This window comes from Roseivivax sp. (assembly GCF_054552075.1).
The window spans coordinates 1-26,448 of sequence record NZ_JBTOLZ010000012.1 but is presented as its reverse complement, the minus strand read 5'-3'; the positions used below and the strand labels follow the sequence as shown (position 1 = coordinate 26,448).

Annotated in this window: 25 protein-coding genes; 15 read left to right on the top strand and 10 right to left on the bottom strand. The window is 69.3% G+C overall.

Annotated features, from left to right (window positions below; all coding sequences use genetic code 11):
• Positions 1-130: 130 nt before the first annotated feature.
• The 6 genes from ACX938_RS10695 (at position 131) to ACX938_RS10670 (ending at position 5,927) form a co-directional block, all read left to right on the top strand.
• A complete protein-coding gene (locus tag ACX938_RS10695) occupies positions 131-1,807 on the top strand; it encodes a type I secretion system permease/ATPase (RefSeq protein ID WP_459431043.1) in 1,677 nt (558 codons plus the stop codon).
• Positions 1,804-3,096 (top strand): HlyD family type I secretion periplasmic adaptor subunit, encoded by a 1,293-nt coding sequence (locus ACX938_RS10690; protein WP_459431042.1) that lies wholly within the window; start codon positions 1,804-1,806, stop codon positions 3,094-3,096. Before ACX938_RS10695 ends, ACX938_RS10690 begins: the two co-directional genes overlap by 4 nt.
• Positions 3,097-3,166: 70 nt before the next feature.
• Positions 3,167-3,631 carry a RidA family protein gene (locus tag ACX938_RS10685; RefSeq protein WP_459431041.1) on the top strand — a complete coding sequence of 155 codons (465 nt, stop codon included), beginning with the start codon at positions 3,167-3,169 and terminating at the stop codon, positions 3,629-3,631.
• A gap of 4 nt (positions 3,632-3,635) precedes the next feature.
• Complete coding sequence (locus tag ACX938_RS10680) at positions 3,636-4,391, top strand: glycerophosphodiester phosphodiesterase family protein (protein WP_459431040.1); 756 nt, start codon at positions 3,636-3,638, stop codon at positions 4,389-4,391.
• Positions 4,392-4,479: 88 nt separating this feature from the next.
• Complete coding sequence (locus ACX938_RS10675) at positions 4,480-5,640, top strand: GNAT family N-acetyltransferase (RefSeq protein WP_459431104.1); 1,161 nt, start codon at positions 4,480-4,482, stop codon at positions 5,638-5,640.
• Positions 5,637-5,927, top strand: a complete 291-nt coding sequence (locus tag ACX938_RS10670; RefSeq protein WP_459431039.1) for a 4a-hydroxytetrahydrobiopterin dehydratase — start codon at positions 5,637-5,639, stop codon at positions 5,925-5,927. The genes ACX938_RS10675 and ACX938_RS10670 overlap by 4 nt, the downstream gene beginning before the upstream one ends.
• A 214-nt stretch (positions 5,928-6,141) precedes the next feature.
• Here the strand turns inward: ACX938_RS10670 and ACX938_RS10665 are convergent, their stop codons facing one another.
• Together ACX938_RS10665 and ACX938_RS10660 are read right to left on the bottom strand one after the other, a co-directional pair.
• Complete coding sequence (locus tag ACX938_RS10665; RefSeq protein WP_459431038.1) at positions 6,142-6,843, bottom strand: response regulator; 702 nt, start codon at positions 6,841-6,843, stop codon at positions 6,142-6,144.
• Positions 6,840-7,349, bottom strand: coding sequence for a MarR family winged helix-turn-helix transcriptional regulator (locus tag ACX938_RS10660; protein ID WP_232753699.1), 510 nt, complete (start codon positions 7,347-7,349; stop codon positions 6,840-6,842). The genes ACX938_RS10665 and ACX938_RS10660 overlap by 4 nt, the downstream gene beginning before the upstream one ends.
• A 149-nt stretch (positions 7,350-7,498) precedes the next feature.
• Here ACX938_RS10660 and ACX938_RS10655 point away from each other — a divergent pair, with 149 nt between their 5' ends.
• Together ACX938_RS10655 and ACX938_RS10650 are read left to right on the top strand one after the other, a co-directional pair.
• The gene (locus ACX938_RS10655; protein WP_459431037.1) at positions 7,499-8,368 is read left to right on the top strand and encodes a branched-chain amino acid aminotransferase; all 870 of its coding nucleotides are present in this window, start codon (positions 7,499-7,501) and stop codon (positions 8,366-8,368) included.
• Positions 8,369-8,476: 108 nt separating this feature from the next.
• Positions 8,477-9,316: a sulfite exporter TauE/SafE family protein gene (locus tag ACX938_RS10650; RefSeq protein WP_459431036.1), complete on the top strand. Its 840-nt coding sequence runs from the start codon at positions 8,477-8,479 to the stop codon at positions 9,314-9,316.
• Positions 9,317-9,453: 137 nt separating this feature from the next.
• Here the strand turns inward: ACX938_RS10650 and ACX938_RS10645 are convergent, their stop codons facing one another.
• The 6 genes from ACX938_RS10645 to ACX938_RS10620 all read right to left on the bottom strand — a co-directional run bounded on the left by ACX938_RS10645 (position 9,454) and on the right by ACX938_RS10620 (position 16,089).
• Positions 9,454-10,425: an App1 family protein gene (locus ACX938_RS10645; RefSeq protein WP_459431035.1), complete on the bottom strand. Its 972-nt coding sequence runs from the start codon at positions 10,423-10,425 to the stop codon at positions 9,454-9,456.
• A 4-nt stretch (positions 10,426-10,429) separates the two neighbouring features.
• The gene (locus tag ACX938_RS10640; RefSeq protein ID WP_459431034.1) at positions 10,430-11,620 is read right to left on the bottom strand and encodes an ABC transporter permease; all 1,191 of its coding nucleotides are present in this window, start codon (positions 11,618-11,620) and stop codon (positions 10,430-10,432) included.
• Between the two features lie 4 nt (positions 11,621-11,624).
• Positions 11,625-13,331 (bottom strand): ABC transporter permease, encoded by a 1,707-nt coding sequence (locus ACX938_RS10635; RefSeq protein WP_459431033.1) that lies wholly within the window; start codon positions 13,329-13,331, stop codon positions 11,625-11,627.
• A 3-nt stretch (positions 13,332-13,334) separates the two neighbouring features.
• Entirely contained in the window at positions 13,335-13,622 is a 288-nt protein-coding gene (locus ACX938_RS10630) for a DUF1330 domain-containing protein (protein ID WP_232753693.1), read from the bottom strand.
• Between the two features lie 105 nt (positions 13,623-13,727).
• Positions 13,728-14,852: an extracellular solute-binding protein gene (locus tag ACX938_RS10625; RefSeq protein ID WP_232753692.1), complete on the bottom strand. Its 1,125-nt coding sequence runs from the start codon at positions 14,850-14,852 to the stop codon at positions 13,728-13,730.
• A gap of 136 nt (positions 14,853-14,988) precedes the next feature.
• On the bottom strand, positions 14,989-16,089 hold the full coding sequence (locus tag ACX938_RS10620; protein ID WP_459431032.1) for an ABC transporter ATP-binding protein: 1,101 nt from the start codon (positions 16,087-16,089) through the stop codon (positions 14,989-14,991).
• A gap of 425 nt (positions 16,090-16,514) precedes the next feature.
• Here ACX938_RS10620 and ACX938_RS10615 point away from each other — a divergent pair, with 425 nt between their 5' ends.
• The 3 genes from ACX938_RS10615 to ACX938_RS10605 are packed head-to-tail and all read left to right on the top strand — an operon-like array spanning position 16,515 to position 19,557.
• Entirely contained in the window at positions 16,515-17,711 is a 1,197-nt protein-coding gene (locus ACX938_RS10615; protein ID WP_232753690.1) for a M24 family metallopeptidase, read from the top strand.
• On the top strand, positions 17,708-18,868 hold the full coding sequence (gene argE, locus ACX938_RS10610; RefSeq protein ID WP_459431031.1) for an acetylornithine deacetylase: 1,161 nt from the start codon (positions 17,708-17,710) through the stop codon (positions 18,866-18,868). The genes ACX938_RS10615 and argE overlap by 4 nt, the downstream gene beginning before the upstream one ends.
• Before the next feature lie 17 nt (positions 18,869-18,885).
• Complete coding sequence (locus tag ACX938_RS10605) at positions 18,886-19,557, top strand: GntR family transcriptional regulator (protein WP_459431030.1); 672 nt, start codon at positions 18,886-18,888, stop codon at positions 19,555-19,557.
• A gap of 367 nt (positions 19,558-19,924) precedes the next feature.
• Here the strand turns inward: ACX938_RS10605 and ACX938_RS10600 are convergent, their stop codons facing one another.
• Positions 19,925-20,707 (bottom strand): MBL fold metallo-hydrolase, encoded by a 783-nt coding sequence (locus tag ACX938_RS10600; protein WP_459431029.1) that lies wholly within the window; start codon positions 20,705-20,707, stop codon positions 19,925-19,927.
• 224 nt (positions 20,708-20,931) lie between these two features.
• Between ACX938_RS10600 and ACX938_RS10595 the strand changes: the two genes are divergently transcribed.
• Positions 20,932-21,591: an ABC transporter ATP-binding protein gene (locus tag ACX938_RS10595; protein WP_232753686.1), complete on the top strand. Its 660-nt coding sequence runs from the start codon at positions 20,932-20,934 to the stop codon at positions 21,589-21,591.
• A complete protein-coding gene (locus tag ACX938_RS10590; RefSeq protein ID WP_459431028.1) occupies positions 21,569-23,386 on the top strand; it encodes a capsule biosynthesis protein in 1,818 nt (605 codons plus the stop codon). The genes ACX938_RS10595 and ACX938_RS10590 overlap by 23 nt, the downstream gene beginning before the upstream one ends.
• 294 nt (positions 23,387-23,680) lie before the next feature.
• Here ACX938_RS10590 and ACX938_RS10585 read toward each other — a convergent pair whose 3' ends face one another.
• The gene (locus tag ACX938_RS10585) at positions 23,681-24,718 is read right to left on the bottom strand and encodes an NAD(P)/FAD-dependent oxidoreductase (RefSeq protein ID WP_459431027.1); all 1,038 of its coding nucleotides are present in this window, start codon (positions 24,716-24,718) and stop codon (positions 23,681-23,683) included.
• 53 nt (positions 24,719-24,771) lie between these two features.
• Between ACX938_RS10585 and mnmD the strand changes: the two genes are divergently transcribed.
• The gene (mnmD, locus tag ACX938_RS10580) at positions 24,772-25,446 is read left to right on the top strand and encodes a tRNA (5-methylaminomethyl-2-thiouridine)(34)-methyltransferase MnmD (RefSeq protein WP_459431026.1); all 675 of its coding nucleotides are present in this window, start codon (positions 24,772-24,774) and stop codon (positions 25,444-25,446) included.
• Positions 25,443-26,312, top strand: coding sequence for a DMT family transporter (locus tag ACX938_RS10575; protein WP_232753682.1), 870 nt, complete (start codon positions 25,443-25,445; stop codon positions 26,310-26,312). Before mnmD ends, ACX938_RS10575 begins: the two co-directional genes overlap by 4 nt.
• Positions 26,313-26,448 lie beyond the last annotated feature (136 nt).

Here is a 26,448-nt window from a genome sequence, read left to right as displayed (position 1 = left end):
CAAACCCGCCGCGCGTAAATGGACAGGTAACCCGCCCTCGCCTAATCTTTTCCGGCACAACGGGATCACGGGCATGGCGCTGGCGCGGACTTCGGCACGGGCGGACCTGGGGCGCGCACGCCGGGGCGTGATGCGCGGCCTCATCGCCGTGGCGATCTTCAGCGCCGTGGTGAACCTGCTGATGTTCACCGGCCCCCTCTACATGCTGCAGGTCTACGACCGGGTGCTGGGCTCGGGTTCGGTGGAGACGCTGGTGGCGCTCTCGGCGCTGGCGCTGTTTCTCTACGGTGCCATGGGGCTGATCGACGCCCTGCGCGCCCGGGCGCTGGCGCGCATCGCGGCCAGCTTCCAGGCCCGGCTGGACTCGCATGCCTTCGACATCTCGCTGACCCCCGGCACCCCACGCGGCCCGGGCGCCCCCCCGGGGCCCGAGGCGCTTTCGGCCCTGACCCGCGGGCTGTCCTCCACCGCTGCGGCCTCGGTCTTCGACATTCCCTGGACGCCCTTCTTCCTCCTGGTCATCGCGCTGTTCCATCCCGCGCTCGGGCTCCTGGCGCTGGCGGGCGGCGCGGCGCTGATCCTGATCGCGCTGGCGCAGCGGCTCCTGACCTTGCGGCGCGAGGAAGCGGTGGCCGGCCTCCAGGCCCGCGCCCAGCGCATCGAACAGCAATCCCGGATGGAGGCCGAGGCGCTCTCCGCCCTCGGCATGCGCGCCGGCCTCGCGGCGCGCTGGCAGGCGCTGCGGGAGGCGGGCCTCGACGATCACGTGCGCCTGGCCGACCGGGTCGGCGGCTTCACCGCGCTCGCCCGGGCGATCCGGCTCCTCCTGCAATCGGCGATGCTGGGCCTCGGCGCCTATCTCGCCATCGCGGGCCTCGTCAGCCCCGGCGCGATGATCGCCGCCTCGATCCTCCTGGGTCGCGCGCTGGCCCCGATCGAGACGGTGATCGGCCAGTGGCGCCTCCTGGCCGGCGCGCTCACCGCCTGGAAATCCCTCGCGGGCGCGCTAGAGCACAGCGCCGAGCCGCCCGAGCTGCTGGCCCTGCCCCGCCCCGAAGGCCGGCTCGAGGTGCAGGGCCTGACCGTCCTGCCCCCGGGCCAGGCGGTGCCCGCCCTGCGCGGCGTCAGCTTCTCCCTCGCCCCCGGCGAGGCCCTGGGCATCATCGGCCCCTCGGGCGCGGGCAAAAGCAGCCTCGCGCGGGCCCTGACCGGCCTCTGGCCCGCGCGGCTGGGCGAGATCCGCCTGGGCGCGGCCAAGCTCGACCACTACCCGCACGAGCGGCTGGGGCGGCTCCTGGGTTACCTGCCGCAGCGGGTGGCGCTCTTCGACGGCACGCTGGCCGAGAACATCGCCCGGATGGAGCCCGACCCCGACCCCGAGGCGGTGCTGCGCGCCGCCCAGGCCGCCGGGGTGCACGAGATGATCCTGGCCCTGCCCGAAGGCTATGACACCCGCGTCACCGCCCCGGGCGCGCCGCTCTCGGGCGGGCAGATCCAGCGGGTGGGCCTGGCCCGGGCGCTCTACGGCGACCCGGTGCTCCTGATCCTCGACGAGCCCGACGCGCATCTCGATCACCCCGGCGGCGCGGCGCTCAACACCGCGATCCGCGCGGTCAAGGCCATGGGCGGCGCGGCGGTGGTCATGGCGCATCGCCCCGCCGCCATCGCCGAATGCGACCACCTGCTCATGCTCGAGAACGGCCAGCGCGCCGCCTATGGCCCGCGCGAGGATGTGCTGCGCGCCCGCGTCGCCAACCACCGCAGCATCACCGGCGCGCCGGCGGGCGAACCCGGAGGCGCGCCATGACCGCCGGCCGCTATTCCCTGCGCGGCCCGATCCTCGGCGGGCTCCTGGTGCTGGCGGGGCTCACCGCGGGGCTGTTCGGCTGGGCCGCCACGGCGCAGATCGACGGCGCGGTCGTGGCCCCCGCGGTGATCGAGGTCGCCACCGACGAGATCGTCATCCAGCACCCCGAAGGCGGAGTCGTCGCCGCCGTCCCGGTCAGCGAGGGCGACCGGGTGCGCGCCGGGCAGCGCCTCCTGCAGCTTGACCCCACCCGCCTCGATGCCGAGATCGCCGAGGCCGACAGCCAGTATTTCGAACTGCTCGCCCGCCGCGCCCGGCTCGAGGGCGAACGCGACGGCGCCGCGGCGCCGGTCTTCGCGCCCGCACTGACCGCCCGCGCCGCCGCCGACCCCGACATCGCCGAGCTGATGGACGGCCAGGCCCGGCTTTTCGCCGCCCACCGCGAGACCCGCGCCCGCGAGGCCGAGGAACGCCGCCTCCTCCAGGCCCGGCTCGCCGACGAGCTGCGCGCGCTGGAGACCGAGGCCCAGGGCGTCCGCGCCGAACGCGGGATCCTGCGCGAGGAACTGGCCGACCAGCAAAGCCTGCTCGACCAGGGGCTGGTGCAGATGACCCGGGTGCGCGCCCTGCAGCGCACCGCCGCCCAGCTCGACGCGCGGCTCGAGACGCTTTCGGCCCGCACCAGCGCCACCCGGCTGCGCGGCCAGGAGATCGCCGCCCAGGCCGCCCGGCAGGACGGCGAGCGCCGCGCCGACGTGATCGGCGCCCTGCGCGACATCCGGGCCGAGGCGCGGGTGCTTGCCGCCCGCCGCGCCGCGCTGACCGAGGACCGCCGCCGGCTCGAGATCGTCGCCCCGATCGGCGGCGTGGTGCATGACCTGCGCGTCACCGCCGCGCGCGCCGTGATCGGCCCGCGCGACCCGGTGATGACGCTGATCCCCCAGGACCAGGCCTTCCGCGTCATGGCCCAGGTCGATCCCTCCCAGATCGACCGGGTCTGGCCCGGCCAGCCGGTGACCCTGCGGCTGACCGCGCTCGACCAGCGCCGCACCCCGCGCATCGAAGGCGAGGTGCGCTGGGTCTCGGCCGACGCGCTGGTCGACCCGGGCAGCGGCCGCGCCTATTACCGCGCCGAGATCGGCTTTGCCGAGGGCGGCCTGCCCGCGGGCACCGGCCTGGTGCCCGGCATGCCGGTCGAGGCCTTCCTGCGCACCGGCGCGCGCACGCCGCTGGCCTATCTGCTCAAGCCGCTCACCGACTACATGACCCGCGCCTTCCGCGAGGCCTGAGCCGGGCATTGCCCCTTTCGCCGCGCCGCGCCCCGGTCTAGCGTCCTCGGAAACGACACCGGAGACGACCATGACCCAGACCTTCGAGGACCGCCTGGCCGACAAGGGCCTCGCCCTGCCCGAGGCCCCCGCCCCCGCGGCGAACTACGTGCCCTACGTGCAAAGCGGCGCGACGCTTTATGTCTCGGGGCAGATCAGCCAGGACGCCTCGGGGCTGATCACCGGCAAGCTCGGCGCCGACCTCGAGGTCGCGGATGGCGCCCGCGCCGCCGAGCAGTGCGCGCTTTCGCTGCTGGCGCAGGTCCGCGCGGCCTGCGGCGGCGACATGACCCGCCTGAAGCGGGTGGTGAAGCTGACCGGCTTCGTCAATTCCACGCCCGAGTTCACCGACCAGCCGAAGGTGGTGAACGGCGCCTCCGACCTCATGGTGGCGCTTCTCGGCGAGGCCGGGCGGCACGCGCGCTCGGCGGTCTCGGCCGCCGCCCTGCCCATGGGCGTCGCTGTCGAGATCGAAGGCATCTTCGAGATCGGCTGACGCCATGCCGGCGCTGCCTCCCGCCTTTCTCGCCGCCCCCCTGGCGCATCGCGGCTACCACGCGCGCCGGCTCTCGCGCCCCGAGAACAGCCGCGCCGCCTGCATCGCCGCCATGGCCAAGGGCTACGGCATCGAGATCGATCTGCAGCTCTCGCGCGACGGCGAGGCCATGGTCTTTCACGACTACGACCTGGGGCGGCTGACCGGCATGTCCGGCGCCGTCCGCCAGCACAGCGCTGCGGAGCTGGCCGAGATCCCGCTGGCCCACGGCAAGGAGACGATCCCGCGGCTTTCGGAAATCCTCGAGACGGTGGGCGGCCAGGTGCCGCTGCTCATTGAGCTGAAGGACCAGGACGGCGCCATGGGCCCGGACGTGGGCGCCCTGGAAGAGGCCGCCGCCGCGGCGCTTCGGGGCTATGACGGGCCGGTGGCGCTGATGTCCTTCAACCCCCATAGCGTCGCCCGCTGCGCCGAGCTGGCGCCCGAGACCCCGCGCGGGCTGACCACCTCGGCCTTCCGGCAGGCCGACTGGCCGATGCTGCCGGCCCCGGTGCGCGACCGGCTTGCGGGCATCCCCGACCTCGAGCGCACCGGCGCTTGCTTCATCAGCCACGACCGCCTGGACCTGACCTCCGACCGGGTGCGCGAGATCCGCGCGGCGGGCCTGCCGGTCCTCTGCTGGACCGTGCGCAGCCCCGAGGAAGAGGCCGAGGCCCGGCGCGGCGCGGACAATATCACCTTCGAGGGATATCCCGCTTGATCGCCCCGCCTTCGGGCCCAGATTGAGGGGCGAGAAGGGAAGCGCAGTCATGGACGACGGCCGGGCCGACCGCACGATTTCCATCACCATGTACCAGAGCCTGGGCGACATCGCGCCCGAGGCCTGGGATGCCTGCGCCTGCCCCGAGGCCGCCGACGGCGGGCGCCCGCTCGACCCTTTCACCACCCACCGCTTCCTCTACGCGCTGGAGCAGTCGGGCTCGGTCGGGCCGGGCACCGGCTGGGACCCGCGCTACCTCGCCGCCGAAATCGACGGCCTGCTGATCGGGGTCGCGCCGCTTTACGTCAAGGGCCACAGCCAGGGCGAATACATCTTCGACCACAACTGGGCCCATGCCTACGAGCGCGCGGGCGGGCGCTACTACCCCAAGCTGCAGATCGCCGTGCCCTTCACCCCGGCGACCGGGCGGCGGCTGCTTTGCCGCCCCGGCTTCGAGACCACGGCCTTTGGCGCGCTTCTGCAGGGGGCCGTGCAACTGGGCGCCGAGAACCAGCTCTCCTCGCTGCATGTGACCTTCTGCACCGAGGCGGAGGCCCGCGCGGGTGCCGAGATCGGGCTGCACCACCGGATTACCCAGCAATACCACTGGAAGAACCGCGGCTACGCGAGCTTCGAGGAGTTCCTGGCCTCGCTGTCCTCGCGCAAGCGCAAGACCCTGCGCAAGGAACGGCGGCAGGCCCAGGACTTCGGCGGCAGGATCCACCAGCTCACCGGCGCGGAGATCCGCCCCGAGCACTGGGAGGCCTTCTGGACCTTCTACCAGGACACCGGCGCGCGGAAATGGGGCTCGCCCTATCTGACCCGCGCCTTCTTCGAGATCGCCCATGAGACGCTGCGCGACGACATCCTGCTGGTCATGGCCGAGCGCGACGGCGCCTATGTGGCGGGCGCGCTGAACGTGATCGGGCGCGAGGCGCTCTTCGGGCGCTACTGGGGCTGCACCGAACATCACCCCTGCCTGCATTTCGAGGCGTGTTATTATCAGGCCATCGACTTCGCGATTGCCCATGGCCTCGCCTCGGTCGAGGCCGGCGCCCAGGGCGAACACAAGCTCGCGCGCGGCTACATGCCGACCGAGACCCATTCGCTGCACTGGATCGCCGACGAGGGTTTTTCGGAGGCCATCGCGAACTACCTCGCCGCCGAGCGCCGCGCCGTGGAGGAGGACATCGAGGTCCTCACCGCCTACGGCCCGTTCCGCAAAGCACAACCAGAGGAGCAGGAATGACCGAGAAACTGAGCGATACCGGCCGCAAGACCGTGCTCGACCCGCTGTTCGAGACCGGCTGGCAGATGGCCGAGGGACGCGACGCGATCACCAAGACCTTCAAGTTCGACGATTTCGTCGCCGCCTTCGGCTGGATGACCCGCGCCGCCTTCTGGGCCGAGAAATGGGATCACCACCCGGAGTGGTCGAACGTCTACAACAGCGTGACGGTGACGCTGACCACCCATGACGTCAACGGGCTGTCGGCGCTCGACGCCAAGCTCGCGCGGAAGCTGGACGCGCTGTGAGGTGAGCCGGTGCCGGCCCAGGGCGCGTGCCCGGGGCCGGTGCTGTGTCGGCGCGCGCCCAGGGGTGCGCGCCCGGGCCGCTGGGAGGCGGCCGCACTGATTTTCGAAAAACTCGCCCGCCCCGCTAGGGTCGCCTGTTTCACTGAACAGGCTTGGCCCGACCTGCCCGCGGGCAAGCCCCCGCCCTCGTCATCGCTCCCGCAAAACCCTCAACTCAGTCCGGCGAGAGCATGTAGCCCGCGCCGCGCACCGTCTGCAGGTAGCGCGGCTCCTTCGGGTTGACCTCGATCTTGCGGCGCAGACGCGTGATCTGCACGTCCACCGCGCGCTCCTGGGCCTGGCCCTTGTCGCGGCCCAGGTCCTCGACCAGCTGGCTGCGCGACAGCGCCTCTCCGGGCGTCTTGGCGAAGATCCGCATGAGCTGGCTTTCGGTGGCGGTCAGCCGCACGGCCTCTTCGCCGCGCCACATCTCGCCGCGCTCCACGTCGTAGCGGATCGGCCCGAGCGAGATCACCTTGGGCTTCGACTGGTCGGGCTCGGGCTCGGGCATCCGCCGCAGGATCGCGTTGATCCGCAGCAGCAGCTCCTTGGGCTCGAAGGGCTTGGCGAGGTAGTCGTCGGCCCCGGCCTCGAGCCCGCGGATGCGGTCCTCGGTCTCGGAACGGGCGGTGAGCAGGAGGATCGGCGTCTGCCCGCCCTCGCGGATGAAGCGCGTCAGGCTCACCCCGTCCTCGCCCGGCATCATCACGTCCAGCACGATCAGGTCGAAGTCGAGCCCGGTCAGGATGCGCCGCGCATGGCCCGCGTCGCGGGCGGCGCTTACCAGAAAGCCGTTGCGCATCAGGAACTTCTGCAACAGGCCGCGGATCCGTTCATCGTCGTCGACGATCAGCAGATGGGCGTCCGGGTCGCTCATCCTCTTCCCTCCCTCAGCGCGTTGTATTGCCGGCGCATCTCCGGATCCATCATCGCTTCGAGCACGCGCTTGAACCCGGCGACGGCTTCGGGACCGGCATCGCGATAGGCCTTGCGCATCCGCGCCCGCTGCGCGTCCGACAGGGCCCGTTCCAGCGCCTCTCCCTTTTCGGTCAGGTAGAGGTGCCGCTCGCGCTTGTCCGACCGCCCCACCCGGCTCTCAACAAGACCGTCCCCGATCAAGGTGCGCAAGACACGGTTCAGCGATTGCTTTGTAACACCCAGAATCGACAGGAGATTGTTGACGTTGGTCCCGGGCGCGCCGTTGATGAAATGCAGCGCCCGGTGATGCGCACGGCCATAGGCGTAATCGGCCAGGATGCGGTCGGGATCGGCGGTGAAGCCGCGATAGGCGAAGAACATCGCCTCGATGCCCTGGCGAAGCTGCTCGTCGGTCAGAAACAGCAGCGTCTCCCCGCCGCCCGCGCCGTGGTCCTGTTCGGCCATGCCTGTCCCTATCGTCTTTTGCCCGAGTTTAAGTCAGTCTTGTTGACATTCCAACCATGAACTGTTAGCGACTCGCAGTTTTTGGGATGCTTTATGTCCGCATCGGACGTAATCCGCGCAACAAATGCAAAAGCGAGAGGAGGTTCGCGATGACCGGAGCTTATGACGACCGCGACGGAAAGATCTGGTTGGACGGTCAAATCGTCGATTGGCGGTCGGCCAACGTGCATGTGCTGACCCACGGCCTGCACTATGCAAGCTCCGTCTTCGAGGGCGAACGCGCCTACAACGGCAAGATCTTCCTCAGCCGCCAGCATTCCGAGCGGCTGCATTACTCGGCCAATTGCCTCGACTTCGAGATCCCCTATTCCGTCGACGAGATCGAGGAGGCCAAGGCCAAGGTGCTTGAGGTCAACGGGCTGACCGACGCCTATGTCCGCGCGCTGGCCTGGCGCGGCGTCGGCGAGGACATGGGCGTCGCCTCGCGCAAGAACCCCGTGCGGCTGGCCATCGCGGCCTGGGAATGGGGCAGCTACTACGGCGACGCCAAGATGAAGGGCGCCAAGCTCGACATCTCCAAGTGGAAGCGCCCCTCGCCCGAGACCATCCCGGTGCACGCCAAGGCCGCGGGCCTCTACATGATCTGCACCACCTCCAAGCACGAGGCCGAGAACAAGGGCTGTTCCGACGCGCTCTTCATGGATTACCGCGGCTATGTGGCCGAGGCGACCGGCGCCAACATCTTCTTCGTCAAGGACGGCGAGGTGCACACGCCCCTGCCCGACTGCTTCCTCAACGGGCTGACCCGGCAGACGGTGATCTCCTTGCTCGAGGAGCGCAACGTCAAGGTGCACGAGCGCCACATCCTGCCCGAGGAGCTGGAAAGCTTCGAGCAGTGCTGGCTCACCGGCACCGCCGCCGAGGTCACCCCGGTCGGCCAGATCGGCGACTACACCTTCGAGGTCGGCGCGCTCGCCCGCGAGATCGCCCAGGCCTACGAGGACAAGGTCCGGGCCTGATCGGCCTGATCGTCTTGTCTTTCCGCGCGCCCCCGGCCTAGGGTCGCGCGGATTGCGCCCGCACCCCCGCGTGCGGGCGTTTTGCGTGACAGGCCAAAGGGGACAGCCATGCTCGAGACGCTCGATCTTCAAACGCTTCTGACGCTGGCAGGCGTCGCCGCGGCGGCCGGTGTGGTCGGCGGCGTTCTGGCGGGGCTTTTGGGGGTCGGCGGCGGCATCGTGATCGTCCCGGCGCTCTATGTGGCGCTGTCGCTGACCGAGATGGACCCGGCGCTGACCATGCAGGTCGCGGTGGGCACCTCGCTGGCGACCATCGTCTTCACCTCGCTCTCCTCGGGCTGGGGGCACTACCGCAAGGGCTCGATCGACTTCGCGGTGCTGAAGCTCTGGGCCCCGGCGATCCTCGTCGGCGTCTTCGCCGGCGGCATCCTCGGCGGGCTGGTCTCGGGCTATGCGCTGATCGCGGTCTTCACGGTGGTCGCGCTCATGGTGGCCGCGGACATGATCCTGCGCAAACCCAGCGCCGATCCGAACCCGCGCAGCTTCTCCAAGCCGGTCTGGGCCGGGCTCGGCGTCGTCGCGGGGGCGGTCTCGGCGATGATGGGCATCGGCGGCGGCACGGTCTGCGTGCCGCTTCTGAACTTCCTCGGCTACGACATCCGCAAGGCGGTGGGCACCTCGGCGGCGATCGGCTTCATCATCGGCCTGCCCGGGGCGCTGATCTACATGGTCACCGGCTTCGGCGCCGAGGGGCTGCCGCCCTTCTCGCTGGGCTTCGTGAACCTGTTCCTGGCGGCGGTGATCATCCCGCTCTCGACCAGCTTCGCGCGGGTCGGGGTGATGATCGCCCATGCCATCCCGCGCCGGGCGCTGCGGCTGGCCTTCGGGCTGTTCCTCCTGGCCACCGCCCTGCGCATGGGCTCGGACCTGGTGGCGGGCCTGGGCTGAGGGCCTGGGCCGGGCGGCTCACCTGTTAAAGCGGGCGGTGCCCTCGTCTGACGCCGGGCCGCGCGGCACAAATGTTGAAGCGAGACCGGTCTCTGCTCTAACGCGTGGCCAAGCGGCGCTCTAGCGCCCCACCCCTCTCAGGCCGCGATCTCCCGGTAATCCCGTCCGCTCTCCACCGTGACCCCCATCTCGCGCAGCGCCGCCATGGCCGCCGCGGCCTTGGGGCCCGGCCCCTTGCCCGGCTCGCGCAGGATCACCCGCGCGACGCGCCCGGGGTGACGCTCGGCGGCGGCGCGGTAGACCTGCGGGTCGTGCTGCCCGGTGTCGCCCACCAGCACGAAGCGCGTCTCGGGCAGCGCCGCCATGAGCACGTCGATCGAGGCGCCCTTGTGGTCGCCATGGGTGCCCGAGATGAACTGCGTGCGCGACAGCCCCAGGTCGCGCAGGAAGACCGGCGCCTTGGGCAGGTCGTGGCGCTGGAAGATCCGGCGAAGGAAGAAATGCAGGTTCCAGGGCGAGGAGGAGACGAAGAAGATCGGCGCCCCCGCCGCCTCGAAGCCCCGCATCAGCGCCACGGCGTCGGGGAAGACATGCCGGGTCAGTGCATTGCCGGTGAGCGAGGTCCAGAGGTTGCGCAGAAGCGAATAGGCCCCGGTCTCCAGCACCGTGTCGTCGATGTCCGAGATCACCGCCAGCGGCGTCTCGGGCGCGGCGATCAGCGCCTCGAGCTCCTGGCTCTCGCCCGCCTCGACCTGGGCGGTCACGGTGCACCAGCCCGGCGCCTCGCTGCCGTCGCGCGGCAGGTGCAGGTCGAAGTAGCCCTCCTCGTCGGTCTGCGCCTCGGCGGCGCCCGCGGTGACCCGCACGTCGGCGACCTCGCGGGTGAGGAACAGCGACACCATCTGCCGCAGGTTGGTCCACCAGGAGCCCTCGGGCGAGGGCGCGGTGCGCCGCAGCGCGGTCAGGACGCGGCCCCGGAAGATGATTTCCTCCGGGCTCGCATAGCCAAGATAGGGATCGATCACGAGCCGCTCGGTCCGCCGCTTCGGGCGGAGCCGGTCGAGCCCGCGCTCGACCGGGTGCAGGACCCGTGCGAGCGCCGCCTTCACGGGATCAGCTCGGGCTGAGGCCGCGCAGGCGCTCCGACCGGCGGCGCAGCACCTCGACCGTCGAGAGCAGCGCGATGGAGATGCAGACCAGGATCGTCGCCGCCGCCAGGATGGTCGGCGAGATCTGCTCGCGCAGGCCGGTGAACATCTGCCAGGGCAGCGTCTGCAGCTCGGCGGAGCCGATGAAGATCACCACGACCACCTCGTCGAAGGAGGTGATGAAGGCGAACAGACCGCCCGAGATCACGCCGGGCAGGATCAGCGGCATCTGCACCTTGAAGAAGGTCCGCACCGGGTTCGCCCCGAGGTTTGCCGAGGCCCGCACCAGGCTCTTGTCGAAGCCGACGAGCGTCGCGGTCACGGTGATGATCACGAAGGGAATGCCCAGCACCGCATGCGCCAGCACCACGCCCCAGTAGGTCCCGACGATGCCGATCTTCGAGTAGAAGAAATACATCCCCGTGGCCGAGATGATCAGCGGCACGATCATCGGCGAGATCAGGATCGCCATGATCGCCTGCTGCCCGGGCACATGGCTCTGGCTGAGGCCGATGGCCGCCAGCGTGCCCAGCGTCACCGACAGGAGCGTTGCCACCGGCGCCACCGTCACCGAGTTCCAGACCGCGTTGGTCCATTCGGTGTTGGTCAGGAAGTCGCGGTAGTGCTTGAGGCTGTAGCCCTCGGGGTCGAGGCGCAGCATCTCGGGGGTGAAGGTGAAGAAGTCCTCGGCGTTGAAGGACAAGGGCATCACCACGAGGATCGGCGTGATCAGGAAGACCAGGATCGCCCCGCAGATCACCCGGAAGCTGTAGTGCCAGAGGATCTGCCCGCCGGTCAGATAGGGCGGCAGGAACTCGCGGTAGCGGCGCCGGCCGATCCAGTAGACGAACCAGCCCAGGAACCAGGCGAAGAGCCCCAGCACGATCAGCCCGGCGAGCCCGCCGAAGAGGTAGCCCGCGACCAGGAAGAGGACGATCAGCCCCCATTTGAAGCCGCGCTCCATCTCGTTGCCGAGCACCTTCATGGCCAGCACCGCCAGGGCGCCGCAGATCACCCCGCCGGCGACCACACCCAGCAGGCCGGAGCCCTGGGCGGTGCCGACGAAGAGCCCGAAGAAGGCCCCCGCGGCGGCGATCACGCCGGTGGTGAATCCCAGAGGCTGGGTTTTCGCGTCGGTCAGAACAACATCGTTCATGGCGTCAGCCTCCGAGCTTCACGTTGTCGATGCCCACGATCCGGTCGTAGGCCCAGTAGAGCACCAGCACGACCACCAGGAGGATCGAACCAAGCGCCGCGGCCAGGCCCCAGTTGAGCGAGGACGAGATGTGGTAGGCGATCCGGTTCGAGATGAATGTGCCGGTGGTGCCGCCGACGATCTCGGGGGTGATGTAGTAGCCGATGGCCAGGATGAAGACGAGGATCGACCCCGCCCCGATGCCCGGCACCGACTGCGGGAAGTAGACCCTTCGGAAGGCGGTGATATTGGTGGCGCCGAGCGATTTCGCCGCGCGCACATAGGACGGCGGGATCGTCGACATCACCGAGTACATCGGCAGGATCATGAAGGGCAGCAGGATGTGGGTCATCGCCACGATCGTGCCGAACTGGTTGTTGATCATCACCAGCCGCGAGCCGTCGCCGACGAGGCCCAGCCACACGAGCACGTCGTTGATCACGCCCTGCTGCTGCAGCATGACCTTCCAGGCCGAGGTGCGCACCAGCAGCGAGGTCCAGAACGGCAGGAGCACCAGGATCATCAGGAGGTTCGCGCTGCGCGCCGGCAAGGTCGACAGGAGGTAGGCCACCGGGTAGCCCAGCATGATGCAGCTGAAGGTGATGACCAGCGACATGAAGAGCGTGCGCTGGAACAGGAGCCCGTAGATCCGCTCGTCCGCGTCGCGCAGCGCCGGGCCGTCCGCGGTCTTCTGCATGTCGACGGCGTTCAGGAAGTAGCCCGACGTGTAATCGGGCGAATACATCTGCAGGGTGGTCCAGGTCTCGGTGCTGCCCCAGTCCTCGTCGATCTCGAGGAGGCCCTCCTTGAAGGTGACGCTCTCGAACTCGCCGACCGCGGCATCGGCGGCCTGGAGAAGATCCGCCTGCGGGCCAGCGTAGCTCGCGACGTCGGCCTCCATCAGGTCGTAATAGAGCGCGGTATGCACCAGCCCCCAGGGTTCCTCGTCGAGCGGGCTGTCCTCGTCCTCGACCTGGGCGAAGCGCGCGAAGGTCTCATAGGTGGAGGCGGCGCGCGGCAGCACGTCCTCGATGCCGTCGCGCAGCTGGAAGCGCGGCATCTGGCCCTCTTCCTCGGCGGCGTCGAAGGCTTCCTGCTCGGAGATCCACTCGGGGTCGCCCATCAGCTCGGCCCAGGGCCGGCCCTCGTCCCAGGCCTCGTCCAGGTCCTCGAACTGGTCGAGGTAGATGTCGGAGACATCGTCGAGGCTGCGGCCCGAGCGGCGGAACAGCGAGGACATGCCGGTCTGTTCGTAGTTCAGGCGCGTGCCGAGCCGGGTGTGCTCCTTGCGGGCCTCGGCGATGAAGAGGTCGTAGAAAAGCCCCTCGTAGACCCGCTCTTCGGGCAGATCGCCCGAGGTGCTGTCCCAGTCCGCCAGCGCGCGGGTGGTGCGCGGCAGCGTCTCCGAGACGATCTGGTTCTCGACCGAGCGGAACAGCATGTCGCCGATCGGCGCGATGAAGGTCACCAGGACGAAGATCAGCAAGGGCGCGATCAGCATCAGCGCGCGCATCTTCTGCACCCGGAGCGACCGCGCGAGCGATCGCTTCAACGGCGTGCCGTCGGCGGCCAGCATCGGGCCGTCGTCGCGGTCGGCGGCGGCGGCCGCACGCATGGCGTTGTCGGGCGTCGGGCCCTCGATCTTGTCCGGATCGGTGCTGGCGTCGCTCATGGCTCAGACCCCTTCTGCGAGGATGATCGTGCTTTGGGCGGTGCGCCGACGGATTTCGGCCACCTCCTGGTAGGCGGGATCGTGATAGGCCCGCCGGGCGGCGGCGAAATCGTCGAACTCGACCACCACGTGGCGGTCATGGGCGGCGCCCTCGACCACCTCTCCGGTGCCGCCGCGGACCACGAAGCGTCCGCCGAGCCCCTCGAGGATGGGTGTGTCGCGCTCCACGTATTCACGGTAGGCCTCGGGGTCCTCCACCGTGATATGCGCGATGATATAGCCCTTGGGCATCGTCGCTATCCGTCCCTGTCGCGGCAGGTTGCGCCGCTTGTCTTTGTTCTTTGGAAGACACCGGGGCGGAGGACCGCCCCGGTGCGAGATGTCAGGCCTCAGGCCTTATTGCGCGAGCCACGCCTGGAACTTGGCGTCGATGTCGTCGCGGTAGTCGGCCCAGAACTCGTAGTTGTAGAGGAAGGTGTTCTGAGCGTTGTTCGGATCGGTCGGCATATGCGGCGCCATCTCGATGCCGAGTTCGGCGTGCTGGCCGACCAGCGGTGCCGAGCTCTCACGTGCCGGGCCGTAGGAGATGTACTTGGCCTGATCCGCCAGACGCTGGGTGTCGGTGGCGAAGCTCAGGAAGTCCATCACGCGGGCCAGACGATCCTCGGGAAGATCCGCGGGCACGATCCAGCCGTCCAGGTCGAAGACCTGTGCGTCCCACATCATGCCGACCGGCTGGTCCTGCTCCTCGATGACCGAGAAGAGACGGCCGTTGTAGGTCGAGCCCATGAAGATCTCGCCATCCGCCAGCAGCTGCGGCGTGTCCGCGCCGGCCGACCACCAGATCACCTCGTCCTTGATCTCGCCGAGCTTGGCGAGCGCCTGATCCTGGCCTTCTTCGGTGGCCAGCACGTCATAGACCTCTTCCTTGGCGACGCCGTCGCAGAGCAGGGCCCATTCCATGTTGTTGATCGGACGCTTCTCGAGCGCGCGCTTGCCCGGGTAGGTCTCGAGGTCCCAGACGTCGCAGATGTCGTTCGGTGCCTCGGCGCCTTCCGGCACCATGTCGGTGCGGTAGCCGAAGGTGGTCGAATAGACGATCTGCGGGATGAAGCAGTCGGAGACGATCAGGTCGCCGAAGTCATCCGAAGCCTCGGTGCCGTCGGGCGCGGCGGCCAGCGACTCGTCGTGATCGATCTCCATCGCCAGGCCCTCGTCGCACAGACGGATGGCGTCGGCGGCCACCACGTCCACGAGGTCCCAGGTCACGTTGCCGGCTTCGTTCATGGCGCGCAGCTTGGCCACGGCCTCGGCCGAGCTTTCGTCCCAGCTGATCGAGACGTCGGAGTTGTTTTCGAGATAGGGCTCGACATACGCCTTCTGCTGCGAGGCCTGATAGGCGCCGCCCCAGCTCACGAGCGTCATCGAATCCGCCATCTCGGCATGTGCAGCGGCGTAGACCGTGCCCGCCGCAGCGACGGTCAGCGCCGTCGTTGCCATCAATGTCTTCGAGAACTTCATTACGATCTCCCTAGTTGCCCGTTTTTGGGTTTCGAGGGGCCCGCGTCACGGGTCGGACGTTCGGACCCTCATTGCATCCCCGTCGCGCCGCCCGGCGCCCGAGGGCGGTGCGGGCGGCGCGGCGGGGTATTCCGCATCACGCGTCGAGCGCGCGGCAATCCTCGGCCAGCCAGCCGATCTCGAGCTCCTCGCCGGGGATCAGGCGCCGCTGGTCGGGGGCGTTCCGGGTCTTGATGATGAAATCCTCGTTGCCCGCGACCGAGACGCGGGTGCGGAAGATGTCACCCATGTAGATGAATTCCTTGACCGTGGCCTTCAGCAGGTGGGCGCCCTCCTGCAGGCGCTCCTTGTTGAATTCCACGCGCTCGGGCCGGATCGAGACCTTGGTGCGCTCGCCCTTGGCCGAGACGTTGACCGGCAGCGCGTCGATGATCTCGCCGCTGTCGAGCTTAATCGTGCAGTTGTTGCCGCTGATCTCCTCGATCACGCCCTCGAGCGTGTTGTTCTCGCCGATGAACTGCGCGACGAAGCTGTTCTGCGGCTTCTCGTAAAGCTCGTCCGGCGGCGCCAGATGCTGGATGCGGCCGTCGTCGAAGACCGCCACGCGGTCCGACATGGTCAGCGCCTCGGTCTGGTCGTGGGTCACATAGACCACGGTGATGCCGAGCTGGTGCGCGAGGTTGGTGATCTCGAACTGCAGGTTCTCGCGCAGCTGCTTGTCGAGCGCGCCGAGCGGTTCGTCCATCAGGACCAGCTCGGGCTCGAAGACCAGCGCCCGGGCCAGCGCGATCCGCTGCTGCTGACCGCCCGAAAGCTGCGCCGGACGGCGGCTCGCGAAGGCGCGCATCTGCACCATGTCGAGGGCGCGGTTGATCTTCTCCTCGCGCTCGCTTTTCGACATGCCGCGCACCTCGAGCGGGAAGGCCAGGTTCTCGGCCACCGACATATGCGGGAACAGCGCGTAGTTCTGGAACACCATGCCGATCCCGCGCTTGTGCGGCGGGATGTTGTTGATCGGCTTGCCGTCCAGCTTGATCTCGCCGTGGGTGGCGGTCTCGAAGCCCGCAAGCATCATCAGGCAGGTGGTTTTCCCCGATCCCGAGGGCCCGAGCATCGTCAGGAACTCGCCCTTGGGCATCGCGAGGTTGAGGTCTTTCACGACGAGCGTTTCCCCGTCGTAGCTCTTTTGCACTCGTTCAAAGGCGACGAATGCGTCGCTAGCGGCCGTCTGCGCCAAATCTCCGGCTCCCCCTGTGCGTATCTCCGCGGATTATGGTTCCGCGCGTATTGAGCAAACTAAATAGGGTGAGGACTGTCGTTGCAACATTCTTGGACGCCCCCTGGGTCAGTTTTGCGCGATGAAGTCGCTTTCCGCCCTTATCGCTAGGCATTCGAAGCGTTTGGCCCGGCATTTGGCGTCATTCGGGAAAATCGCCCGCCGCCTGCCATTGCGTAACGGCGCCGGCGCGATTCTCGCGGGCCGGGGCGGGCGGGGTGGTTGTGTACAACTCGCACAAATTCCGCGCAGACCCCCGGATTGACCCGCATGAAATTCGGGCCTTAGCTGGATTTCGACATCAGATGTCGCTTTTCGAACGGCCCGGATGTACACAATCGGGCAGGACACTGAGGTCAGTCGCAATTCTGCAGGAGGGCGCGCCGATGGTGTTTCACCGTTTTACCAAGGACCTGCCGTTCTCCGAGGCCGAGTATAATCGCCGCCTCGACAAGACCCGCAAGGCCATGGACCGCGCCGGCGTCGATCTGCTTTTCGTCACCGACCCTTCGAACATCGGATGGCTCTCGAGCTACGACGGCTGGTCCTTCTACGTGCACCAGGGCCTCCTGGTCTTTCCCGACGCCGACCCGATCTGGTGGGGCCGCAACCAGGACGCCAATGGCGCGGTGCGCACGGTCTGGATGGGCGACGACCGGGTGATCGGCTACGCCGACAACTACGTGCAGTCGACCGAACGCCACCCGATGCAGGACCTCGCCAGCCGGATCATCGGCATGGGGCTCGGCAAGGCGCGGATCGGGGTCGAGCTCGACAATTACTACTATTCGGCCAAGGCGCATCAGACTCTCATGGAAGAGCTGCCCGAGGCGACGCTGATCGACGCCACCGGGCTGGTGAACTGGCAGCGCACGGTTAAAAGCGAGGAAGAGCTGATCTTCATGCGCCGCGCGGCGATGATCTCCGAGAAGATCGTCGACGGCCTGCTGGAGCGGGTCGAGCCGGGCGTGCGCAAGAACGAGGTGGTGGCCGAGGTCTACCGCGACGCGATCAACGGGGTCGGCGACTTCTGGGGCGATTACGCGGCGCTGGTGCCGCTTCTGCCCTCGGGCTCCAACGCCGCCGCGCCGCATCTGACCTGGGACGGCGAGCCCTTCCGCGAAGGCGAGGCCACCTTCTTCGAGATCGCCGGCTGTTACCGCCGCTACCACGCGCCCTTCTGCCGGACGATCTTCCTGGGCGAGCCCTCGGACATCTTCAAACGCGCCGAGGCGGCGCTGGTCGAGGGGCTCGAGGCCGGGCTCGAGGCCGCCCGCGCCGGCAACCGCGCCTGCGACATCGCCAATGCGCTGGCCGCGCCGCTCGAAAGCGCCGGCATCGAGCGCGGCGCGCGCTGCGGCTACCCGATCGGCCTGAGCTACCCGCCCGACTGGGGCGAGCGCACCATCTCGCTGCGTTCCGAGGACGAGACCGTGCTGGAGCCCGGCATGACCTTCCACTTCATGCCCGGCCTCTGGATGTCCGACTGGGGCCTCGAGATCACCGAATCGATCCTCATCAAGGAGGACGGCCCGGCCGAGACCTTCTGCAACCGCCCCCGCAAGATGTATGTGAAATCATGAGTGACCTCTGGACCACCGAGACCCTGCTGGCCGACCTGATCGCGCATCCGACGGTCTCGTCCGAGCCGAACCGGGCGCTGATCGACTTCATGGCCAACCTCCTCGAGGACGCTGGCGCCCGGGTCGAGGTCTTCGCCGACCCCGGCGGCGGCAAGGCCAACCTCTTCGCCACGCTCGGGCCCGAGCGCTCGGGCGGGGTGGTGCTTTCGGGCCATTCCGACGTGGTGCCGGTGACCGATCAGAACTGGACCACCGACCCCTTCCGCATGTCGGCCTGGGAGGATGCGCTTTACGGCCGGGGCGCCTGCGACATGAAGGGGTTCATCGCCGCGAGCCTCGCCATGGCGCGGCATTACGCCGAGCTGCCGCTGCGCCGCCCGGTGCATTTCTGCTTCACCCACGACGAGGAGGTCGGCTGCCTCGGCGCCCAGGCGCTGGTGCCCGAGCTCGAGGCCCGCGCGGTCAAACCCGCCATGGCCATCGTCGGTGAGCCGACCGAGATGCGCCTGATCGAGGGCCACAAGGGCTGCTGCGAATATACCGCCACCTTCACCGGGCTCGAGGGCCACGGCTCGGCCCCGGACCTAGGCGTGAACGCGGTCTCCTACGCGGTGCTCTACGTCACGCGGCTCCTGCTGCTGGCCGACCGGTTGAAGTCCGGCGCGCCCGAGGGCTCGCGCTTCGATCCGCCCTGGTCGACCATCAACATCGGCAAGCTCGCCGGCGGGCACGCCCACAACGTCATCCCCGGCTTCGCCGAGGTGCAATGGGAGATGCGCCCGGTGCAGCCCGCCGATGCCCGCTACGTGAAGGACAACATCCGCGCCTATGTCGAGGAGGAGCTGCTGCCGCAGATGCGCGCGGTGCATCCCGATGCCGACGTGGTGACCGAGGTGATCGGCGAGGTGACCGGCCTCGAGCCCCTGCCCGAGAACGCCGCCCGCGACCTGGTGGCCAAGCTGACCGGGGCGAACGGCGCGGATCTGGTGCCCTTCAACACCGAGGCCGGGCTCTTGCAGGATCTCGGCATGTCGGTGGTGGTCTGCGGGCCGGGCTCCATCGCCCAGGCGCACAAGCCGGACGAATTCGTCAGCCGGGACCAGCTGTCGCAATGTCTCGACATGCTCAGGGGGCTGGGCGCGCAGCTGGCGGCCTGAGGGATGCGGATGAGCCCATGAGCGAGGTCGAGACACGGCACCACCGGCTCTACGACGCGCTCCGGGCGCGGATCTGCCTGCTCGACTATCCGCCGGGCACCAAGCTCGGCGAAGAGGCGCTGGCCGCCGAGTTCGGGGTCTCGCGCACGCCGGTCCGCCGGGTGCTGGCGCGGCTCTCGGACGAAGGGCTGGTCGAGACACGGCACGGCATCGGCACCATCGTCACCGACGTGGAACCCGCCGAGCTGGCCCATGTCTACGCGCTGCGCATGGAGCTGGCCGAGCTGGTGGGAAGGCTGTCGCCCTGCCCGCCCGAGCCCGAGATGCTGGATCGCATCCGCGCCATGCTGACCCGCGCCGAGGCCCTGGCCCGCAACCCCGAGGCCCGCGCCTTCGCCGAGCTGAACGCCGCTTTCTTCGACGAGAGCCTGGCGCTGACCGGGAACACCCCGCTCGCCGAGACCGCCGAGCGGCTCTATTTCCAGACCGCCCGGATCTGGCTCGCGCGGATCGGCGCGCTGGATCTGTCGCGGGAATGCGAAAGCTTCGTCGCCGAGATCCGCGAGACGCTGGCGGCGCTCGAGGCCGGTGACGTCATGGCCGCCGCGCTGGTGCGCCGGGCGCATGTCTCGATGAGCTTCACGCGGCTGAAGGGGGCTGACGGGGCGGCGGACGCTGCGGGCGGCTAGGGGCGCGGCAGAGGACGGCGGAAGGCGTCCAGTAGCTGAAGTCGGGCGCGACGGACAGTCTGTCGGCGGCCCTGGAACAGCCCGAGCGCCACAAGCGCGACACCGCCCTACTCAAAAAAAACAACCTCAAAACACGCCAAGCGCCCGGCGCGCGCAGCAGGCGCAGGGCGCGCGACGGACCGGCCCGGCGGTCCGGCGCTCCGTCATCCGCGCGCACCGCCCACCTGTTGGAGGCATGCGACCACGATAAAGCGCCGCCGCTCAATCGGTGCAGCGCCGGCCCCCGTTCCGCCGCGCGCCCTGCCCCCGCTTATCGGGGGTGAAGGCTCGGGGGCGCAGCGCCAAGGCGCCCGCCCCCCAGACCGGATCAGCCCAGCCCGTTGGGATACCACTCGCCCATGCGGACCTCGCTACCATCCACCAGTTCGGCGAAAGCCTCGGGGTCCTGCGTGCCGCCGTCGCGGCCGCGGTAGTGGTAGGGATAGACCACCGCCGGCTGGAAGGCGTTCACGCCCTCTGCGGCGGCCTCGGCGCCCATGGTGAAGGGCAGGTTCATGCAGACGAAGGCCACGTCGATGTTCTCGAGCGCGCGCATCTCGTCGGTCACCTCGGTATCGCCCGAGATATACATCCGGAAGCCGTCCCAATCGAGGACATAGCCGTTGTCGCGGCCCTCGGGGTGGAAGTTCATCCGCTCCTCGGTGGTGTTATGCGCGGGCACCGCCGAGATCGCGATGCCCAGCATCTCGCCGCTGTCGCCATTGGCCATGGAGGTCGCCTTGGCGGCCAGCTCCTCGGGCAGCATGTCGAAGACCGCGGGGTTGGTGACGATCTGCGTGCCCTCGCCGACCAGCGCCGAGAGCGTCTCGGCGTTGTAATGGTCGCCGTGCTCATGGGTGATCAGCACGAGGTCCGGGGCGGGGAAATCGCCGTAACGCTCCGCGTCCCCCACGGTGTCGACATAGATCACCCCCGAGGGCGTCTCGAGCACGAAGGAGGCATGTTCCACCGGGTGCACGGTGATCGCACCGGCCTCGGTCTCGAAGGTGTTGGACATATGCGCGGCGGCCATGGCGGCGAAGGGCATGACGGCGGTGCCCGCCGCGCCTGCGGCGGCGGTGACAAGGAATCTGCGGCGGCTCTGGGTCATGGATCGTTTCTCCTGGGCGATCAATTGCGGGATCTCTCCTCGTCCCGGCAGGTAGCCCGTGTCCCGCCCGCTTCAATTCCCCTCGCGACACGCCGGCCACAGCGCCACGGCGTTTGTCTTTTGTTTCCAGAATGAGCCATAATATCACCAAAATTCGCGCCTAGTTCACGCTCACTGCGGCCCCGAGTGGCCGAAGGCGGGTGATGAGTCATCTCGGGTAAGCCATGCTGGAATTCGAGAACGTCAGTAAGTCCTTCTGGACCGGGTCGCACCACAAGGTGATCCTGAACCAGGCCTCGTTCCGCGTGGAAATGGGCGAGAGCATCGGCATTCTCGCCCCGAACGGCACCGGCAAGACGACGCTGGTGAACATGATGGCCGGGCTCGAGAAACCCGACGAAGGCGCGATCCGCCGCGAAGGGCGGATCTCCTTCCCGCTGGGCTACATGGGCGGCGTGGTGAACCGGATCTCGGCCGCCGAGAACGCGCGCTTCATCGCCAAGATCTACGGTCTCGATCCCGATTACACCGAGGCGTTTTCGCGCTGGGTCTGCGGGCTCGGGGAATATTACGACCAGCCGCTCGGCACCTATTCCTCGGGGATGAAGGCGCGCTTCACGTTTTCGCTGCTTCTCGCGCTGGATTTCGACATGTATCTCATTGACGAGGGGATGCCGAATTCCACCGATGTGGAATTCAACAAGAAGGCGGGGGATCTTCTGGCCGAACGGTTGCAGCGCTCGACCCTGGTGATCGTCTCGCACCAGCCCGCGCTGCTGGAGAAATTCGCCCGGAAGGCGGGGGTCCTGATGAACGGGCACCTGCATATGTTCGACACTCTGGAAGAGGCCAAGCGGCTGTATGACTACGAAACCCAAGGCTAAGAAGTTTCGCATCCGTCGCAGCGACAGCGCGGGGTCCGGCGAGGGCGCCGCGCCCGGCTCCGCGTCTTCGTCCGCGTCTTCTTCGTCGGGCGCCGCCTCACGCAGCGCGTCGACCCCCGCCGAGGCCCCCTCTCCCGAACAGCGCCGCCTGCGCGCCGTGGCCGAGGAGCAGCGCAGCGCCGCCGAGGCCGCCGCCTCGGGCGGCACCGCAGGCTCGGCTGCGGGCTCGGGCGCGACACCCGGCGGCAGCGCCGGCAGCGGGCCCCGCGCGGGCGAGGTCTCGAGCGCCGCCCAGGTCGCCGGCGAAACCGACATCCAGAAGATCCGCCAGGAGGGGCTGACCGGCCGCCAGCTCCGCATGGCCCGGCGCATGGCGCAGAAACACGGGCTGGCGCCGACCTCGGATTTCGACGCTGTGCGGCTTCTGCGGTCGAAGGGCATCGACCCCTTCCAGCGCGCCAATATGCTCGAGCTGGTCGTCGGCCGCGACGAGGGCGAAGCACAGACCACCGGCGCCGCCGGGGTGCCCGCCCGCGCCAACCCGGTCGATCCGGCCACCACCGGCGACGGGGTGAAGCTGCCCCAGACCATCCAGATGAAGAAGCCGCAGGTCCCCTCGACCCAGACCATGAGCCCGGCCGAGCGCCGCGCCATCGAGGTCGCCAAGGTGCAGAAGGACCTCGCGCGCCGTCGCCGCCGCCGCTTCGGGCTGCTGCTGGCGCGGCTGGCCTTCTTCGTGATGATGCCCACCGCCATCGCGGGCTATTACTTCTACGCCGTGGCGACGCCGATGTATGCCACCAACTCGGAGTTCCTGATCCTCAAGAACGACGGCGGCGGCGGCGGCGGCGGCATGGGTGGGCTGTTCTCGGGCACCCAGTTCGCCACCAACCAGGACGCCATCGCGGTGCAGTCCTACCTGTCTTCCAAGGACGCCATGCTGCGGCTCGACAAGGACGTGGGCTTCCTGTCGCATTTCTCGCAGGACGAGATCGACCCGATCCAGCGGCTCGAGCCCAACGCCTCGATCGAGGACACCTACAAGGTCTACCAGCGCAACGTCGAGATCGGCTACGACCCGACCGAAGGCGTGATCCGCATGGAGGTCCGCGCCGCCGATCCGATGACCGCCACCAGCTATTCCGAGGCGCTGATCGACTACGCCGAGGAGCGCGTCGACAACCTCACCCAGCGCAAGCGCGAGAACGCCGTGCTTGACGCCGAGGAGGGGCTGGCCGAGGCCGAGGCCCAGCGCGTCGAGGCCCAGGAACGGCTGGTGCGGCTCCAGCAGGAGAACGCGCTGCTCGACCCCGAGGCGAAGATCGCCGCGCTGCGCGGGCAGATCAACAACATCGAGGTGCAGCTCCAGGAGAAGGAGCTGCAGCGCCAGGCGCTGCTCGACAACGCCCGCCCGAACCAGAGCCGCGTCGAAGGCGTGGAGGGCGACATCCGGCGCCTGAACAACCTGCTGGACACGCTGAACCAGCGCATGACCACCGAGGTCTCGGGCGAGGACAGCCTGGCAGAGGTGGCGATCCAGACGCAGCTGGCGCAGGCCGACCTCGCGACCCGCGACCTGATGCTGCAATCGGCGATGGAACGGCTCGAAAGCGCCCGCCGCGAGGCCGACAGCCAGGCGCGCTACCTGACCACTTCGGTGCTGCCGGTGCCCTCGGAGGACCCGAGCTACCCGCGCAGCTTCGAGAACACGATCCTGGCCTTCCTGGTCTTCGCGGGGATCTACCTGATGATATCGCTGACCGCCTCGATCCTGCGCGAACAGGTGTCGAGCTAAGGGGGATTGGTGCGCGCGGGGGTGCCTTTCTTGGGAGGGCTCCCGGCGCTCCGGGGAGGGCGGCGCGGGGCCTTGGTGCTCCGGGTTTCGGCGCGGGGCCTTGGTGCTCCGCGGATCGGCGTGGGGCTCGGCGCTCCGGCGGTCGGTGCGGAGCCTCGGCGCTTCTGGCGAGACGCTGCATGGCCTGGCGCAGGGCTGTGGCAGCCTGACCCTCGGGGAAGGGCCCCGGCACACCGGCGCCCTCGACCTCCCCCGCCGCTCACCTGCCCCAGAGGTTGTCCTCCACCCGGAACCCTAAAGGTTGTCCTCCACCCGGAAGCCCTCGGGGATCGCGTCGCGGCCCTCGAGCACCAGCTCGGCCATGACCGCGCCGGCCTTGGGCGCCATGCCGAAGCCGATCTTGAAGCCGCCGTTGGCGATGAAATGCCCCGGCCGGTCAGGCCAGGCCCCGAGCATCGGCGCGCGGCTCTTGGCGCGCGGGCGCACCCCGGCCCAGCGGGCGATGACCTTGGCCCCCGAGAGCGCCGGCACCGCCGCGAGCGCGCGCGGCAAAAGCGCCTCGGCGGCCTCGTCGGTCTGATCGGCCAGGTCGAACTCCCGCTCGGTGGTCGAGCCGATGGCCGTGGTGCCGTTGCGATGCGGCACGATGTGCAGCCCGTCGGCGAAAAGCTGCGGCGCCTCGGGGGCGGCGTGGTCCAGCAAGAGCGCCTGCCCCTTGATCCCGGTGCCGACGCGCTTGCCCAGCGCCTCGCTCAAGGCGCCGAGCCCCTGCCAGCCGGTGGCCCAGATCACCGCCCCCTCGGGCGCGGCCTCGGGCAGCACCGGGCAGCCGCGCGCGGCAAGCGCCGCGACCAGCGCGGCGCAGGCCTCGGCGGGATGGATGCGGGCGCTGAGCGTGTCGTGGATGAGGTATCCCGTGGGGCTCTCCGGCGCGAAGTCGCCCGCCGCCTCGGACGAGATCACCTCCCAGCGCGCGCGGCCCTGCCAGAGCGCCTCGGCACCCGCGCCCCGCTCCCGCGCGCGGTCGATCGCCGCGGCGTCGGGCAGGGGCTGCAGCCGGCCGCCCCGCAGGTAGCCCGGATCGCGCCCGCCCGCGGCCTGCACCTCGGCCCAGAACACCTCGGCCATCAGAAGGCTGTCGAGCTGAAAAGCCTTCTTGGGGTTCCAGTTCTCGGGCACATGCGGCGCCAGCGCGCCGACGATGCCGCCCGAGGCGCCCGCCGCGGGCCCGGCGGGATCGACCACGACGACCCGCGCGCCGCGGCTGACCAACGCCCAGGCCAGGCTCAGCCCGAAGATCCCCGCGCCCATGATGGTGGCGTCCCTTGTCATTCCGAAGTCCCCGTCGCAGTCTCGCGCCGCTCAGCTAACCGAGGCCCCGGGACATGCACAAGACGGCCCTCCTGGACTGGCGCGACGGCCGCGTGCCGGTCTCCACCCGATTCGACGACCCGTATTTCTCGATCGAGGACGGGCTGGCCGAGACGCGCCACGTCTTCCTGGCGGGCAACGGGCTGCCCGGGCGCTTCCGCGACGGCTTCCACATCGCGGAACTGGGCTTCGGCAGCGGGCTGAACCTCCTGGCCGCGCTTGCGGCCTGGCGGACTTCGGGTGCGGCCGGGCGGCTGCGCTTCACCACCTTCGAGGCTTTTCCCATGGCCGCCGAGGACATGATCCGCGCCCAGGCCGCCTTTCCCGAGCTGGCCGCCATCGCCGAGGAGCTGGCGCCCTTCTGGCGCGCGGGCGAGACCGCCTTCACGACGCGGGACCTCGCATTCACCCAGGTGACCGGCGACGCCCGCGAGACCCTGCCCGCCTGGCACGAGCGGGCGGATGCCTGGTTCCTCGACGGCTTCTCACCGGCCAAGAACCCGGAGCTTTGGGAGCCCGCGCTTCTGGCCCAGGTGGCCGAGCATACGACCCCGGGCGGCAGCGCGGCCACCTATTCGGCGGCGGGCGCGGTCCGCCGCGCGCTGGCCGAGGCCGGCTTCACCGTGACCCGCAGCCCCGGCTACGGGCGCAAGCGCCATATGACCACCGCGCGGAAGGACGACGCATGACCCAGAACGACACGCGGCGAGGCGTCATGCTGATGGTGGTGACGACCTTCGTCTTCGCCATGCAGGACGGCATCTCGCGGCACCTGGCCGAGACCTACAACGTCTACATGGTCATCATGATCCGCTACTGGTTCTTCGCCGCCTTCGTGATCGGGCTGGCGCGGGTGCAGGCGGGCTCGATCCGGGTGGCGGCACGCAGCGCCCAGCCCCTGGTGCAGATCTTCCGCAGCGCGCTTCTGGCGCTCGAGGTCCTGGTGATGGTGCAGGGCTTCGTCTACCTCGGGCTGGTGGAGAGCCACGCGGTCTTCGCCGTCTACCCGCTGCTGATCGCGCTCATGGCCGGGCCGGTCCTCGGCGAATACGTCGGCTGGCGCCGGGCGCTGGCCATCGCGGTGGGCTTTGTCGGCGTGCTGATCATCCTGCAGCCCTCGGGCGGGGTCTTCTCGCCCTATGCGGCGATCCCGCTGCTCGCGGCCTTCATGTTCGCGCTCTACGGGCTGTTGAACCGCTATGTCGCCCGGCGCGACAGCGCGGCGACGACCTTCTTCTGGACCGGCGTGGTGGGCGCCGTGGTCACCACCGCGCTCGGGATCTGGCGTTGGGAGCCGATGAGCGGCACCGACTGGGCCTGGATGGGCTGCCTTTGCCTGACCGCCTCCTTCGCGCATTGGACCCTGATCAAGGCCTATGAGGCCGCCGAGGCCAGTGCGGTGCAGCCTTTCGCCTACCTGCAGCTGCCCTTCGCCTCGGCGCTGGGGATCTTCGTCTTCGGAGAGACGCTGCGGACCAACGTCGCGATCGGCGCGGCGATCATCGTGGGCGCGGGGCTCTTCACGCTGGCCCGGGCGCGGAAGGCGTCGGGGTGAGGGTGTTGGCGTAAGTCATGTCACAGCCCCCCTTGCGCCCGAATAGCATCGAAGATGCCGGGCGCGCGCCGGACCGGCCCCTTGGGCCGGCGCTCTTGTGGGTGATGCGCATAGATCGCCGCTAGCCCTGACCTTG